The 16924-nt window shown below is 28.4% G+C and carries 10 protein-coding genes; all 10 read left to right on the top strand.

Annotation, left to right across the window (positions count from 1 at the left end; all coding sequences use genetic code 11):
• The first annotated feature begins 831 nt into the window (after positions 1-831).
• The 10 genes from glmS to B2671_RS15645 all read left to right on the top strand — a co-directional run bounded on the left by glmS (position 832) and on the right by B2671_RS15645 (position 16460).
• Positions 832-2658: a glutamine--fructose-6-phosphate transaminase (isomerizing) gene (gene glmS, locus B2671_RS15600; RefSeq protein WP_346871234.1), complete on the top strand. Its 1827-nt coding sequence runs from the start codon at positions 832-834 to the stop codon at positions 2656-2658.
• 236 nt (positions 2659-2894) lie between these two features.
• Positions 2895-3734, top strand: coding sequence for a TnsA endonuclease N-terminal domain-containing protein (locus B2671_RS15605; RefSeq protein ID WP_346871235.1), 840 nt, complete (start codon positions 2895-2897; stop codon positions 3732-3734).
• Positions 3731-5893, top strand: coding sequence for a Mu transposase C-terminal domain-containing protein (locus B2671_RS15610; protein WP_346871236.1), 2163 nt, complete (start codon positions 3731-3733; stop codon positions 5891-5893). Before B2671_RS15605 ends, B2671_RS15610 begins: the two co-directional genes overlap by 4 nt.
• Positions 5874-7574, top strand: coding sequence for an ATP-binding protein (locus B2671_RS15615; RefSeq protein WP_346871237.1), 1701 nt, complete (start codon positions 5874-5876; stop codon positions 7572-7574). Before B2671_RS15610 ends, B2671_RS15615 begins: the two co-directional genes overlap by 20 nt.
• A gap of 55 nt (positions 7575-7629) precedes the next feature.
• Positions 7630-9507 carry a TnsD family transposase gene (locus tag B2671_RS15620; RefSeq protein ID WP_346871238.1) on the top strand — a complete coding sequence of 626 codons (1878 nt, stop codon included), beginning with the start codon at positions 7630-7632 and terminating at the stop codon, positions 9505-9507.
• Positions 9488-11005 (top strand): Tn7-like element transposition protein TnsE, encoded by a 1518-nt coding sequence (locus B2671_RS15625; RefSeq protein ID WP_346871239.1) that lies wholly within the window; start codon positions 9488-9490, stop codon positions 11003-11005. Before B2671_RS15620 ends, B2671_RS15625 begins: the two co-directional genes overlap by 20 nt.
• 653 nt (positions 11006-11658) lie before the next feature.
• Positions 11659-11991, top strand: coding sequence for a hypothetical protein (locus B2671_RS15630; protein WP_346871240.1), 333 nt, complete (start codon positions 11659-11661; stop codon positions 11989-11991).
• Between the two features lie 83 nt (positions 11992-12074).
• On the top strand, positions 12075-13253 hold the full coding sequence (locus B2671_RS15635) for a DNA cytosine methyltransferase (RefSeq protein ID WP_346871241.1): 1179 nt from the start codon (positions 12075-12077) through the stop codon (positions 13251-13253).
• Between the two features lies 1 nt (position 13254).
• Complete coding sequence (locus B2671_RS15640; RefSeq protein ID WP_346871242.1) at positions 13255-15501, top strand: ATP-binding protein; 2247 nt, start codon at positions 13255-13257, stop codon at positions 15499-15501.
• Positions 15492-16460, top strand: coding sequence for a hypothetical protein (locus B2671_RS15645; RefSeq protein ID WP_346871243.1), 969 nt, complete (start codon positions 15492-15494; stop codon positions 16458-16460). Before B2671_RS15640 ends, B2671_RS15645 begins: the two co-directional genes overlap by 10 nt.
• Positions 16461-16924: the final 464 nt, after the last annotated feature.

Consider the following 16924-nt stretch of genomic DNA (forward strand, 5'->3'; position numbering starts at 1 on the left):
CGTAAGTCCAATAGTTATATAGTTTTATAGATAAATATATTTATAGTTTCATAGTTAAATATTTATATATATAAAATTTTAGCTATGCTTATATATAAATATTTGTATAATTCACATTAGAATTAAATAAATATTAATAATTGTGGAATTAATTTGAAATAAAATAATATTTAATTGAATAATATTATAATTAGAATATGTATATATATAGATAAATTTCATTTAATAGACACTATTAATAAATACCATTGACCAAAATGTATTAAATGAATATAATATAATGAGGTTAATTGGTTTTAGATTTTGGATAAATAAATATTAAAATTTGGTTTTAAAAATTAATTTTAATATTAAGTTCACAAACTTTATTATTCTTTATATCGTATATGTGGAGTATGAGTATAGGAGAGGATATAAAATGTGGACATCCTAACTCTTTTAAAATACACTTTGAAAACCAAGTGTTGGAAAGGAGGAAATAGTCTAACCACATAACTAAGCGCCAGGACTTAAGTGAAAAGGAAGCTCCTTTTCATTGCATTTCAATGAGTAAGTTCGCCTAACTAAATCGAAGATTTAGAGGCTCACTTAAGTCGACGAGGATGGGGAGTATCGAATCTTCGGCGGGTGCCCCACGGTATCGCACTACCGTTAACGATTGATAAAGACAGGAAGTGATTCCTGTTACAAAGCAATCTGGTGTAAAACCTTAACTAAATGTGGATAAGTTGATAAGTATTTTTTAAAATCATACTAAATCAAAGGTTTTTCTTATTCATATAGAGTTAAATCTAATTTGAAATAGAAGACATTTAGGAGGAAGATTTTTTTATGTGCGGAATAGTAGGTTATTTTGGAAAGAGAGAAGCAGCACCACTGCTTATTGAAGGATTAAGTAAACTGGAGTATAGAGGATATGACTCAGCTGGAGTATCTATACTAAATGAGAAGGGTATTGATCTTACAAAATGCAAAGGTAGACTTGCAAATTTAGAGGAAAAGTTAGAAGAAGACCCAATAAAAGGACATATAGGTATAGGACACACTAGATGGGCTACTCATGGTAAGCCATCAGATTTAAACTCACACCCTCATACTAATGGGGATGGGACTATATCTGTAGTTCACAATGGTATTATAGAAAACTATATGGAACTTAGAGAATGGCTTATGGAAAAAGGCTATGAGTTTAAGTCAGAAACAGATACTGAGGTTATTCCAAACCTTGTAGATTTCTACTATAAAGGGGATTTGCTAAAGGCAGTAATGGAAGTTACTAAAAAGCTAGAAGGAAGCTATGCTATAGGAGTTATAGCCGCTAATGAGCCTGATAAACTAGTAGCTGTAAGAAATGAAAGCCCATTAATAGTTGGTCTTGGAGAAGATGAAAACTTCATTGCTTCAGACATACCAGCTGTATTAAATCAAACGAGAAAAGTTTATCTTTTAGAAGATAAAGAATTTGTTGTTATGACTAAAGATGGAATAAAAATATATGACCAAAATGAAAAAGAAGTTAAGAAAGAAGTATTTAATGTAACTTGGGATGCTGATGCTGCTGAAAAAGGTGGATATGATCACTTCATGATGAAGGAAATCCATGAGCAACCAAAAGCTATAAGAGATACTATGGCTTCAAGAATTATTCCTGGTCAACCAATAAGAATCGATGATATAACTATTACAAAAGAACAAATAGAAAAATTAAACAAGGTATATATAGTAGCATGTGGAACTGCATACCATGCTGGATTAGTTGGAAAAAATATTATTGAAAAACTTGCTAGAATACAAGTTGAAGTAGATATAGCATCTGAGTTTAAATATAGAGATCCAATAATAGACGAAAACACTCTTATGATAGTTGTTAGCCAATCTGGAGAAACAGCAGACACTATGTCAGCTTTAAGACTTGCTAAGAAAAGGGGTGCTAGAGTAATAGCTGTTACTAATGTAGTTGGAAGCTCAGCTTCAAGAGAAGCCGATGATATACTATACACTTGGGCAGGTCCAGAAATAGCAGTTGCATCAACAAAGGCTTATGTAACTCAATTAATAGCTATGTACACAATTGCTCTATTCTTTGCAGAGCAAAAGGGTACAGTACCTCAAGATAAGATAGAAGCTATTAAAACAGAAATGTTAGCTCTTCCAGAAAAAGCAGAAGCAGCACTTAAGTGTGATGATGTAGTTAAGGCTCTAGCAGCTAAAACTTGCTGTGAAAGTAATATGTTCTTCTTAGGAAGAGGCCTTGACCATGCTGTAGCAATGGAAGGATCTTTAAAATTAAAAGAGATATCTTATATTCATTCAGAAGCTTATGCTTCAGGAGAATTAAAACATGGCCCAATAGCTTTAATTGAAGAAGGAACAGTAGTAGTGACTATGGCAACTCAAGAAGACTTATTTGATAAGACTGTAAGTAATATGAAAGAAGTTATTGCAAGAGGAGCTAGAGTGTTTGCAGTAGCTCAAGAAGGTCACACAGATATAGAAAAATCTGTAGAATCAGCAATCTACATTCCAAAAGTAATGGACTTATTAGCTCCAGTTATAGCTATAATTCCAATGCAACTATTCTCTTACTACATGTCTATGGAGAAAGGTTGCGATGTAGACAAGCCGAGAAATCTTGCAAAATCAGTTACTGTTGAATAGATAGTAGAAGTGTGATGTAAAAATTGTAGCTTTATAATAAAGTTGTATCGTTTCTAATAAAGTCGTATCATTTAGAACAAAGTTATATCGTTTATAATAAAGTTGTATCAAAAAATAACTAATAGGCAATACTAAAAACAAACGTTTAGTATTAATATTAATTAAATAAACTTATAGAAGACTAGACATTTTAAGATTATTAAAAATGTCTAGTCTTTTATTTTGAGGTGGTAATGATGGCTAAAAGGAAAAGAATACATGATATTGGGAAAATGATAAAAGAAGGTTATGGAACAGGAATAGGATGTGAATATAAGCCTTGGATTAAAATACAGGATGTGCCGTCCTTAGGAAGAGTTACAAGGGTAAAAGGAATGAAAACTAATAGACAGCATGAACTATTATCAGATATGGAAAGAAATTATTTTTATATATTAGAGTATTCAGACAATGTTGTAGACATAAGAGAACAATATCCCCTGCTGCCTATAGAAGATACAATTACAATAGCAAATGAGTTAGGAATAAAACATCCTAGTAATCCTGAAACAGGTGAATATATTGTTATGACTACAGATTTTTTAATTACTATATCAACTGAAAATGGGCTTAAAGAAGTGGTAAGAACTATAAAATCTAAAGATGATTTACTAGATGAGAGAATAATAGAAAAGTTTGAAATTGAACGTGTATTTTGGGAAAAAAGAGATATAGATTGGGGCATTGTTACTGAAGATGAAATTGATAAAACAATTGCACATAATATAAGTTTTATTCAAGGGTACAAAGATATAAGAAATATAGATAGTTTTAGTGAAATTGAAACTATAGAAGTTAAGGATCTAATTTATGAATTTTTGAAAAGAATAGTTGATGATAAAAGAAGTATTAGGTCTATTTGTTTGGAGTTTGACATTGATATGAATTTAGAAAAAGGTTGTGGATTAAGCATTTTCAAGTATCTAGCTATAAATAAAATTATAGAAATAGATATTTCTAAAAAAATTGATGTCAATAGAAATATTCCTATTCTAAGTATAAAAGGTGATGAAATTAGAAAGGTGGAAGTTATATGATAACAATTAATTCTGTGTTTAAATATGTTGATATTGAGAAGGAAGAAAAAATTAGAATTATTGATATCATTGGTGAATTTGTTTATATAGTTACTTTAGAACAATCAACCTCTATGCCTAGAAAAGAGTTAGCAGAAAGCATTCTACAGGAAATTAATGCAGAGAAATTAGTTAAGATTCAAGATCCATTTGCAAGAGTAGTTGATGAAAAAAACTTATCAGAATTACAAATAAGTAAAAGAAATAGTGATTGGCAAATTATTCTTAAGTACTGGGAAGACAATAAACAGGAATTATTAGAAAAAAGGTCAAGAAATGATATATTTCAAAAAATATCATCTGAAGTTGGAGTAAGTGTACCGAAGGTAAAAAAATTATTTAATAGGTATTGGCAAAGGGGAATGAGTAAAAATGCACTTTTGCCTGATTATATTAATTCAGGGGCAAAAGGAAAAGAACGTAATCTATCTAACAATAAGGTTGGAAGACCTAAGAAAGCAGATTACTATGGACAGATTGAAGAAGGAATTAATATAACAGATGAGGTAAAAAGACATTTTAATATAGCAATTAATAAATATTTTAGGAGAACTGAAAAAATATCATTAAAAGAAACATATACATTGCTGTTAAGAGATTTTTACTCAGATACATATAAGAAAGAGGGTACTATTGAGCATAAGGTATGGGATAAATCTAGGATACCTACATATAATCAATTTTATTATTGGTTTAAAAAAACAGAAAATATACAAAAGGATATTATTTTTAGAGAAAGTGAAAAAGAATTTAATTTAAAACATAGGGCGCTTTTGAGTAATTCGAAACAAGAAACTGATGGACCAGGTACAAGATTTCAAGTTGATGCAACTATAGCAGATATATATCTAGTGAGTTCACTAAATAGAAATAGAGTTATAGGAAGACCAATCATTTATGCAATTATAGATGTCTTTTCAAGATTAATCACAGGAATATATGTTGGGTTAGAAGGCCCATCATGGGTAGGGGCCATGATGGCTTTAGACAATATGATTTCAGATAAGGTGGAGTATTGTAAAAAGTATGGTATTGAAATAGCAGAAGAACAATGGCCATGCAAACATCTTCCTGAAATTATTATTGCTGATAGAGGAGAGTTTGAAGGATATTCAGTTGAAAATTTAATTAATAATCTGAATGTTAAGATAGAAAATACTTCACCCTATAGAGGGGATTTGAAAGGAATTGTAGAGCGTAGCTTTAGAACTACTAATGAAAAAATAAAACATAAGACGCCTGGTGCAATTCAAAAGGAATTTAGAAAGCGTGGGGATATGGACTATAGATTAGATGCTACCTTAACCTTAGAAGAATTCACTAGAGTATATATAAATATAGTTTTACATCACAACAATAAGGTTATAGATAAATATCCTATGGAAAAAGAAATGATAGAAGATGAAATAGTACCTACACCACTAAGTCTTTGGAGTTGGGGGATAAAAAATAGAAAAGGCAGATTAAAAATCGTTGATAGGGAAATTTTAAGACTTAACATATTACCAAAGGGTAAAGCAAGTATTTCAAGAGCAGGGATAAGATTTAAAGGTTTGTATTATAGTTCTGATAAAGCTATTAAAGAACAATGGTTTGTAAACCTTAAGATAAGAAATATTGAAGTAGTATATGATCCGAGAAATATGAATAAGATATACATTCCGTATAATAATGGATTAGATTATGATGAATGCTATTTGATAGATTTAAGTTTACAATATAAAGATTGTTTATTAGAAGAAATAGTATTTAATGAAGAACTAACTTCAGAATTAAAAGAAAAACATTTAAGGGAGCAAACTCAAAATAATATAGATTTTGAAAAAGAAATAAAAAAAATAGTTAAAGAAGCACAAAAGGAAAAACAGAATTCTGTAATCTATGGTGAAAGTAATAATAAAAAATTAAAAGGAATTAAAAACAATAGGTTAGTAGAGAAGGAAATAAATAGAGTGGCAGAGTCGTTTGATTTAGGAGAAGAAAAGAGCAAAGTTAAAGAAAAGGCCACAATAATTGAATTGCCTAAAAAGGATGATAAAGATGAACCTGAGGAATTGACTGGGAAGGCTAGATTAATGGAAAAGTTAAAGCAGAAAAGAGATGAGAAGTTTGAAAAATAAAGATAACATTATAATTTTTAAAGGGAATACCGAAAAAGCTAATTATAAAAAGCAAGCTATAGAAGAATACGCAGACAATCCATTTATTGAAGCCTTACCAGATATATTCACAGAAGAGGATGTTATTGAAAGATTTAGTGTAACACCACAAATAGATGACAAAGATAGAAATATGGAATCTAATTTAAGATATCACGTAATAAAAAGAGCTAAGAATTTTGTGCAACCATTACCAGTACATTTCACAGTAGAAAGAAGATTATCAGCTCTTATTAGAAGAGGATATCTTGCTAGAAATCCATTAGAACGAAGTTATTTAGAAAGATTAAGGGTGTTAAATGAACTCAGAGATGACAAGGTTTATGATGAGTTACTACTTAAAGAAAGAATGAGTAATATACGTTCTACTGCAGATAGTATGGCTATAATAGGTATTTCTGGTATAGGTAAAACTACAGCTATAGAAAGATTATTACTTATGTATCCGCAGATAATAAAACATGAAGAGTATAAAGGGGAAAACTTTAGTAAAACACAAATAGTATGGCTTAAAATAGATTGTCCATATGATGGAAACCTCTCGACTTTATGTAAAAGTTTTTTTAAAGCCATTGATGATTTGTTAGGAACTAGACATTTAGAGAAGTTTGGATATTCAAATAGAGTCACATCTACAATGATGTTACATATGACATCACTTGCTAGTATTTATGGTATCGGAGTTTTGGTTATAGATGAAATTCAGCATTTGCTCAATGCTAAAAATGATATGGAAGATATGTTAAACTTCTTTGTTACATTAAGTAATACTATAGGAATACCTACAGTTATAATAGGAACATCTAAAGCACAACGACTATTTAAAGGTAACTTTAGACAGGCAAGGAGAGCAGCTAGTGAGGGTTCCATAATGTGGGATAGGATGAGTAAAGATAGTTTTGAATGGAATTTCTTTTTAGAAACATTATGGTACTTCCAGTGTTTAAAAGGTACTACTATACTGGATAAAAGATTAAAAGATGTATTTTATGATGAGTGTCAAGGTATAACGGCTGTAGCAGTAAATTTATTTATTTTAGCTCAAGAAAGAGCATTAAGTGAGGGAAAAGAAAAGCTAGATGTTAGCATTGTAAGAGATACTGCTAAAGAGGATCTTCATATGATTCAGCCAATGATAAAAGCACTTAGAAACAACAATATGGGTGAAGTTATGAAGTATGAGGATATATCCTTAAATTTAGATGACATATCAATAAATTATAAAAGAGATATTGAATTAGTAGGAAGGTTAGAAGAATCTTTTAAAGAAAGAAATAACACTATCGAGCTTAAAAGAAGAAATACTGTAGAAAACTTAGTTATGGATTTATCTACAATTGGTATTTTTGAAGAATTAGATAATATTGATATTAAAAAACTAGCTGAAAAGTTAGTAGAAAAACTACCTATAGATGAGGAATATACTTCAATAAAAACTATAGTTATAAAGGCAGCTATGGCGCTTAATGAAAAGAAAAAGGAAGAGAAAAAGAAAAGAGAAAACAAAGGTAATAGAGAACTAGGTGAAGGATTATTAGCTTTATTTGAAACAGCTAAAAATAATAAAAAACATACATATGAAGTTCTGAAAAAGGAAGGCTATATTAAGAATCCAGTTGAAGAATTTCTAATGGCAAAATAGAAAAATAAAGGGGAATGGGTGGTCTAAAAATGTATTTATAAAGGAGAAATAATACATGGTACATTTTTTTACTGACCCTTATAGGGATGAAATAATATACTCTGCTATAGCAAGATATCACTATTATATAGGTAATGTAGATTGTAAGGATACCTTAGAAGAGTTGTTTAATAAAAGAACTGTTATACCTAGTTTTGAAATTGGAAGTAATTTTGATGCTTTAGCTGAAAAGTTGGGGGGAAAATATACTTCTGATGGTATATTGAGAAAAAATACTATATTTCCATATTATGAACCCTTTTTATCTGATAAAAGAAGGAGAAGTATTATAGAGGAAATTAAACATGGAGATGGTAGAGGAATTTATACAAAGTTAGGTATGGTGGCTGGGAGCATATGTTTAAAGAAACATATATACTATTGTCCTTCATGTTCAAAGGAAGAACTATATAAATATGGAGAGGCATATATTCATAGAGAACATCAATTACAGGGGGTATTTATTTGTTCACATCATGGAGTGCCCTTAAACAAGTATCCTTTAAATAAAAGTAATTCTAGTAGAATTGAATTCATAAGGCTAGATAGTAAATTGCTAGATGATAATGAAATCAACAGCTTTAACAGTAAATACTATGATAAATACCTAATGATCTCAAAACATGCTTATTACTTGTTAAGTAGTGATTTATCATGTGTTTCGAAAGAAAAAGTCTTAAATAAATACAAAAACTTATTATATGAAAAAGGCTTGACAACAGCAAGTAAAAGAATAAAGCAACAACAATTATATGATGAGTTTATAGGGTTTTATGGCAAGGAGTTTCTAGAAACAATTCAGTGTCAAATAGATAATTATAATGAGTATAATTGGCTTAGGGTTATCACTAGAGATCTATCAAGGACAGTGCATCCCTTAAGACATATACTACTTATAAACTTTTTAGCTGAAGGTATGGAAAACTTTTTTAGAGATATAAAAACTGATTTCAATCCATTTGGTAAAGGCCCATGGCCTTGCTTAAATCGTGCATCAGATCACTACAGGAAGAAGGTAATAAAGGATGTCATAATCACGGATGATTATAAGTCTAGACTACCAGTAGGAACATTTTCATGTGAATGTGGATTTATTTATTCAAGAAAAGGGCCAGATAAAGAAGAAAATGATAAATATAGGATTGGAAGAGTAAAGCAATTTGGTGACACTTGGATGAATAAACTTGAAGGGTACCTAAAAGAAAATAAATATTCCTTAAGAGAAATGGCAAGACTTTTGAATTGTGATATAAATACTATAAAAAAATACAAAGCTATATTAGATAATAAACCTAAAAATAAGGAAATTACTAATAAGATTATAAATAGTGGCGATAAATATAAAACTCAGCTATTAGAATTTATTAAAGCTAATCCTAACATGAGAAGAACTGAAATACATAAATTAAAGGGTAAAGAATATAGCTATCTCTATAGAAAAGATCCTAAGTGGTTATTTGATAATCTTCCTTCTAAAACATTACAGGCTAGAAAACAAAATAGAGTAGTTAATTGGGAGAAAAGGGATGAAGAAATACTGGAACTAATAAAGAAGGGTCATAAAGAATTATTAGATAAAAATAAGCCAATAAGAATATCTAAATCTAGCATAGGAAAAATTAGTGGAACTCTTACAACTTTAGAGAAGAATATATATAAGTTACCTAAAGCAAAAGAGCATTTAGATATGATTGTAGAAACCGTAGAAGAATTTCAGCTTAGAAGATGTATATACATAATAGATAAAAAAGCTACAGAAGATGAACTTAAATTATGGCAACTAAAGAGAATAGCGGGTATTAGAGAAAAAGATTTTGAAAAAATTAAAGATAAAATACTGACTTATTTAAGTGAAAAAGAGGGTAGGGGTTTATATGGAAAAGGAAATAGTTAAAATAAAAAATTGGCCTTTTGATAAGGGCGAGGAAGTTAAGTTAGGGTGGATAAGTGAACCATATAAGCGTAATAATAAATGGATGATTGATGCTTATTTTCAAGGGAAAAGTGGAAGGCGAAGACTAGCACTTGATTGGGCTAGCTTACACTTCTTAGTGAAAGATAAATACTACATAGATGGGGATCTAAATAATAGTAAGGCTCATGAAGATAGTTATATCGAAGAGATTAATTTGAATGAATTTAAAGTAAACTATAGTGAAAAACCTTGGGAAATTAGGTATGGAAAATCGATGGTTAATACTAAAGCTAAGAGTTTTACATTTTTTAAGAATAAACAATTATATGTATTGCCTATATATGAAGTAATAAGAGCTATTTTGGCACCTAATAGATTTTTATTAAATAGAATAGTGGAAATGGATACTTTAGAGAATTATTTTACTTATGATGTGGAAGATGATTTTCTAAATATCCACTTCACAGGTCAATATAGTAGGAAACTTTTAAAAAGTGAAAAGATAAATCAATTAGCATGGATGATTACAAATTCTGAAATATTTAAGATGTTTAATAGTGTTAGTGAAGGACTTTGGAGTAAGGGTGAAATAAAACTTGAATCTTTATTTAATGAGTTAAGACTAATAGTTCGCTTAGAAAAAAGAGAAAAATGTATTCAAATAATAGAAATACTAGGTGTAAAAAAGAAAAAGATAAATGCAGGTGAAATTAATATATATCACCCTAGTTTAGAAGAGAGTATATCTTCCAATGAAGCTAAAATAAGGAAGTATGTTGGTAAAACCAATACTGGGGAGGTAGAAGTAGACTCTACTGCATCTGGAGCTTCACAAGCTTTTGATGAGGTAAATACATCAATGGAGCATGAATATGTGAGTATACCACGAATAAATAAATTGAAAACAGGAAGAAAAGTAAGACGAGATAAAGAAGATAGTGAAACAAAGAAATATTTAATAGATAATGGTGAGCTAAGAACTTTAGCAGATGAGGGTGGACAAGATATAATTAAAGGATTAGAGTTCTCTTCAATAGAAAAAGTAAGTGTAAAAGGAGAGCTTGAAGAGTTTGTTGAGATGCTTAGATTATTAGAAAAAGAGCCAGCTATAGCTAGAGTAGATATAATTGTTGGTGATTTGCCAGGAGATAGGGCTTTCTCAAAGTTAGATGATGGAGTTACTAAACGTAGATATGCTATAGGAAAAGTAACGATGGTTGATGGGAAAGAATGTAGTTTAATTGAAATTGAAAGAGAAGATAAGGCTTTGTCCATGCTAATATTGAAAGTTAATACATATATAAATTGGGAGTGGGTTTATAGTGAATTGTTAATTGGACTAGTAAATGAAAGTGGTAAGTGGAGCAATAAAATAATAGATAAATTATTGAGTTCTGGTATGTTTGTAAAAAGAAATAGGCATATTAAAAAGAAAGTTTATAAGAAAGAAAAACAAATTTACAATAGTTTATGCTAGTAAAAAGTCGCTTTTAAATTATTTAAGCTATATAGTGTTAAGTAAGTAAAGATGGGATAGAGTTTTGGAACTCATAATAAGTAAAATTAATTTTTATTTTATAATTATTTGTAAAGTTTGAATTTACAAGTTGAAGGTATTATAACAATATTTATTATAGAGGTTACTGTACGTAGAGTACTAAGGGAAAAAGTATATATAAACAATACTTTACACCATAAAACATTACAGAATTAATGATTAAATGTATTCCTAAAAGAGATATTGAAAGTTCTATAGACTTGGCAGTTGGCGATGGTAAACTACTCAAGGTTGTTTCAAATAAATATAATAATGATTATTACATAAAAAATATTGTAATAAGAAAGTACAAATTTATTGATAAAAATATATGTTGTAGGACAAATAACATTATCATAAAAATAAAACTAAAATTAAAATGGGTTATATATTATGGTTTGAAAGTATATAAATATAAAAAAAGTTAACTATAATAATAGAAATTAAACAGTTATAAACTATATATATTATAGTGGAGGAAGCTAGCTAGATATACATATAAATTAATTAAAGGAGTTTGTGTAGCACACAAAAACAATAAGTTTAATAAGGTATTCACTGTATAATTAGCTTTTAATACGGAGGTTATGATAATGAAGGAAATATTTTTTTTTAGGAATGTTAAAAATTATAATGAATTAGTTAGTAAAGATACAGCAAAAAGAAATATTAGTCATAATAGTCAAAAATATAGAATTATAGAAACTATACTTGTTGAGAAAAATGAATATGAAGAGTTTCTAAAATGTTTTAATAAGAATTGGAGTTTTTTGCACGAGCATATATGTATGATGAAAATTTCAGGTAACATATGGCAATGTATCTTAGTTAAAAGTAAAGATGCAGATGGAGTTTTAGTTATGAATGATGGATATCAATATCCTAGATTTACTGCATTATTTTTTAGTGAAGATGGTAATAAGTAGGGTGTGGCATTTGACCATTAAAATAAATTAAGATATAATTTAAACTAGAAAATTATAATTTAAATTATATGGTGGTGAGATGTATGTATATTGATTTATTTGCTGGATGTGGAGGGCTTTCATTCGGTTTACATCAATCTGGATGGGAAGGCCTTTTTGCTATTGAAAAAAATATAGATGCTTTTGCTACGTTAAAATATAATCTAATAGATAACGTAAACCATTTTATATGGCCAGAGTGGTTAGAGATTAGTAATTTAGACATAAACGAAGTTTTAGAGATGCATAAAGAAAATTTGAGGCAATTACGAGGGGAGATTCCACTAGTTGTGGGAGGACCTCCTTGTCAGGGATTTTCTTTGGCAGGTAAGCGTGATAAGAATGATATTAGAAATAAGTTGAGTGAAGCCTATATAAAATTTATTGAATTAGTACGACCTAGAATGATATTTTTTGAAAATGTTCATGGATTTACAGTTGGATTTGAAAGGAATGGGAAAAAAGGTAAACCATTTTCATCTATATTAACCGAAAAACTTAAAAGAATGGGATATAATGTTAAAGGAAAAGTCCTGGATATGTCATATTATGGAGTGCCCCAAAAGAGAAAGCGTTTTATTTTAGTAGGGTTTCTCGAAAATGATCCTGAACAATTTTTTAATTTATTAGATAATAATAGAGAGCAATTTTTATTAGAAAAGAAGATAAAAGTTCCTGTTAATATAAAACAAGCAATAGGAGATTTGAAAAAAGAATATGGATGTATTGACAGTAATGATTCAAAAGGATTTAAAAATGGAGTTTATGGACGAGCTGCTACAAATTATCAGAGACTAATGAGAAGACATAATATACAAGGTCAAATTCCTGATAGTCATAGGTTTGCAAAACAAAGACATGATACTGTGGAAATATTAGAAAAGATTATGACACTTTCTGATGAGATGAAAAGAATAACTCCTAAACAGAATTTAGTAGAAGGATTAAAAAAAAGAGGGATAACCTCATTAAAAGAAAAATCAATATGTCCAACTCTTACATCAATACCTGATGATTTCATACATTACTGCGAGCCTAGAATTATGACTGTAAGAGAATGTGCAAGAATACAAAGTTTCCCAGACTGTTATAAATTTAAAGGGAAGTACACCACTGGTGGAAAGTTAAGAAAGGTTGATGTGCCACGATATACACAGGTAGCTAATGCGGTACCACCGTTATTTGCAGAACAAGTTGGATTAGTGTTAAGGGAGATGTTGTAGAGTGAGCGAGGTATTACATTTTAAAATAAGCTCAGGACTTAAAAATATAATAGGTAGAGAATTAATAAATGACAAATATATTGCTATTTTTGAGCTTGTAAAAAACTCCTATGATGCAGGAGCTAAAAGTGTAACAATTAAGTTTGATGATATATATGGTAAGAATGCTAAAATAACAATAACAGATGATGGCAAGGGAATGAATAAATATGATATTTTAAATAAATGGTTATTCGTAGCATACTCAGAGAAAAAAAATTCTAGTTATAGAGATAATTTAAAAAGAAAAAGAAGTTATGCAGGTGCAAAGGGTGTAGGGAGATTTTCGTGTGATAGATTAGGATCAAATGTTAAATTGCTTTCCAAAACTATAAATGATGAATTTGTACATTCTGTTGAAATTGATTGGGATGACTTTGAGAAAGATGAAAAAGAGAATTTTGAAAACATTAATGTCATATATCAATATGATAGGAATGAAGATTTGGGGGAAAAAGGAACAGCAATTGTAGTTTCTAATGTAAGAGAGCAATGGGATCGTAAAGAGATTAGCCAATTAAAAAAATCTTTAACACAATTAGTAAATCCAGAAGCAACAAGCAATTATGATGATTTTAATATATTCTTAGATGTTAAGGATGAAATTGAAAATGATGAATTAGAAGAGAATAAAAAGAATTGTATTAATGGGAAAATAGAAAATTATATTTTTGAAACATTAAATATTAAAACTACTAAAATAACAGTTAAAATAGATGAAGATGGAAGGTATATAACGACATCATTAAATGATAGAGGAACCCTGTTATTTGAGGTTAAAGAAAAAAATATATATACTTTAAAGAATATAAATTGTGTAATATATCATTTAAATAGAGCAGCAAAAGTTAACTTTACAAAGTTTATGAATGTTGAAGTTGTTAATTATGGAAGTATTTTTGTATATAAAAATGGATTTAGGGTTTACCCATATGGACAACCAGGTCAAGATTTTTTTCAGATTGATAAAAGAAAAGCGCAAGGGTACAATAGATTTTTAGGTACTAGAGAGATTATAGGAAGACTTGAAGTATATGGAGAAAATTCTGGGTTAACTGAGACATCAAGTAGAAACAATGGATTTATTAGTTCATTTAAGCTTAGTGAATTGATAGACTTTTTTTATGAATTTGCATTAAAACCATTAGAAAGATATGTAGTAAATATCATTAGATGGGGAGAAGAAATTACTGAACAAAATATTATTCCTACTTTAACAAAATTTAATAATATAGATGAAATTATCAAGAAAATTAAGCCGCGTAATAAGAGTGAAAACATCATTTCTACTAACTTCAATAATGAGATTATTGAAATTATTGAAAATCGTAAAAATAAATCAGTTTCTAGTGAAGTAAAAGACATTAAAAATATTGCAATAGCTACAGATAATCATGAACTTATAAAAAAAGCAGAAGCAATTGAAAAGAAAACAAAGGAGTTACAAAAAAGAGCAACTGAATTAGAACAAACTACAACAAAAGTTACGCAGGAGATAGAAGACACCAAAAAAGAATTAGATGTAACAAAGAAACAAGTAGAAATACTAGAAGCGAGAGCAGATATAACAGCAGACGAGGCAATATCTGCAATGCATATAATGAAAACATATGCGGATGCAATTGATTCAAATATTACTGAAATTTTAGAAGAAATAAAACCAGAGAATATGGGAGAAACATTTTTTATATTACATGAAATTAGACAAACTTGTTCTAAAATAATGAACACATATAACTTAGTGATTAATACGAGATATAATGCAGAAACAGGCGTTATTAAAGATGATATTTGTAAATTTATAAAGAATTATGTTGATATGCATTGGCGAATGAAATTTAGAGTATCAGTAGAGCAATTAGAAAAGATATGTTTCAAAGCAGAATTTAATCCTTTAGAGTTTAGCATTATATTAGATAACTTAATAAGTAACTCCAAAAAGGCTAATTCAACTATGGTAACTATAGAAGCACAAAGATACCAAGATAAGTTTATAGATATAATTATTTCTGATGATGGAAAAGGAATTGGAGAAGAGATTAAAAATGTAGAACGATTCTTTGAACCTGGATATACTAGAACTGGTGGAAGCGGTATTGGATTGTATACTGTAAAGAATTACTTAGAGAAAATAGATGGACAAGTTATGGTAAATGATAATTATGTTAATGGATTTCAATTGATTGTGAGGTTAAAACTATGGATTTAAATTATAAAATTTTATGGGTTGAAGATAATGACGAGGCATTTAATACATTAAGTAGACGTTTAAAAAGATACATAGAATCTAAAAACCTAAAATGTATAATAAAAAGAATAAATAGTGCAGATGACTTCAAAATAGAAGAATATGATTTAAATACATATGAGATATTAATAATTGACTATAAGTTGAAAAATGATACTTTTGGGCAAGATGTAATTAAAACGATAAGGCGAGGAAAGTATGTTAATGATGTACTATTTTATTCCAGTGTAGGATATTTGACATTAGAGGGAGTTTTGAAACAAGATGGATTACAAGGTGTATTTATTTCTGAAAGAGAGAATGAAGAGTTCATAGAAAATGTTAAATTATTAGTTAATAAGTCAGTCAGAAGAGCAGAGAATCTTATTAATATACGTGGAATTGTCATGGATAATACCAGTGAATTTGATGAGAATATGAAAAATATCATTAATTTGTCATGGAATATTATTGGATTAGATCAAAAAGAATATATATCAGATTATATAAAAAGAAATTTGTTAAAAAATAAAAAAGAAACTTGTGGGAAATTTATAAATAAGTATTCACAGGATGGAGTTATAGAAGTAAGTGAGTTGTTAGATGAAAGAGAATTTACTTCAGATATGAAAGCAAGATTATTTAACAAATTTATTAATTTAAATGTAGATATATCAAATAAAATGAAAGAAGAGTATATTAGAGTCACTAATGATACAGAATGTAGATTTAAAGATAATTATGATAAGAATATTTTATGGTATAGAAATAAACTAGCTCATGTAAAAAAGAATACTTTTTCAGCAGGTGAATTGTTTATTGGAACAGTAAGCAATGAAAAGATTTGTTTTAATTCAGAATTATGTAGTAAGATTAGAAAATATCTTATACAATATGAAACTATATTTGATAATATATATAATATTGTAGAGATGTATTAATATACACTAGTTAATTTTCATAACAAAAGAAATAAAATAATTCATGAAAATAAATATCAAAAAATAGATATATTAGAAATTACTTAAGTGAATAAAGGTGGTGAAATGAACTTCACTCAATTATACATATATAAGTAAAATTATAGAGATTTTGCATCAACTTTCATTTGATATTTCTATGCTTAGAAAATTCAGATAAGAGAAATTAAATTTTTATAGCTCAGATAAATATTTTAATCAAACTTTATTAAAAAATTAAATATAAGTCTAAAGAAAAAGAATAATATTTTGATCAAACTTTGTTCGGAATGTGATTTTTATATTTTACGAAAGAATGGGTTTTATAAGCGCTATTTTAATCAAACTTTATTACAAACCAACAAAAATATTTAATTTTAAGATAAATATTTATTATTTGTAATAAGATTGAATTAAGAATTAATAAAGCATAAAAGACTAGACAT

The sequence above is a fragment of the Clostridium sp. UBA5119 genome (assembly GCF_002414285.1).
Lineage (GTDB): Bacteria > Bacillota > Clostridia > Clostridiales > Clostridiaceae > Clostridium_J > Clostridium_J sulfidigenes.

Excerpts from the sequence above, each read along its gene's own strand:
- B2671_RS15610 (WP_346871236.1), top strand. The coding sequence starts at position 3,731 with ATGATAACAATTAATTCTGTGTTTAAATATGTTGATATTGAGAAGGAA.
- B2671_RS15630 (WP_346871240.1), top strand. The coding sequence starts at position 11,659 with ATGAAGGAAATATTTTTTTTTAGGAATGTTAAAAATTATAATGAATTA.
- B2671_RS15605 (WP_346871235.1), top strand. The coding sequence starts at position 2,895 with ATGGCTAAAAGGAAAAGAATACATGATATTGGGAAAATGATAAAAGAA.
- B2671_RS15645 (WP_346871243.1), top strand. The coding sequence starts at position 15,492 with ATGGATTTAAATTATAAAATTTTATGGGTTGAAGATAATGACGAGGCA.
- B2671_RS15635 (WP_346871241.1), top strand. The coding sequence starts at position 12,075 with ATGTATATTGATTTATTTGCTGGATGTGGAGGGCTTTCATTCGGTTTA.
- B2671_RS15615 (WP_346871237.1), top strand. The coding sequence starts at position 5,874 with ATGAGAAGTTTGAAAAATAAAGATAACATTATAATTTTTAAAGGGAAT.
- glmS (WP_346871234.1), top strand. The coding sequence starts at position 832 with ATGTGCGGAATAGTAGGTTATTTTGGAAAGAGAGAAGCAGCACCACTG.
- B2671_RS15625 (WP_346871239.1), top strand. The coding sequence starts at position 9,488 with ATGGAAAAGGAAATAGTTAAAATAAAAAATTGGCCTTTTGATAAGGGC.
- B2671_RS15620 (WP_346871238.1), top strand. The coding sequence starts at position 7,630 with ATGGTACATTTTTTTACTGACCCTTATAGGGATGAAATAATATACTCT.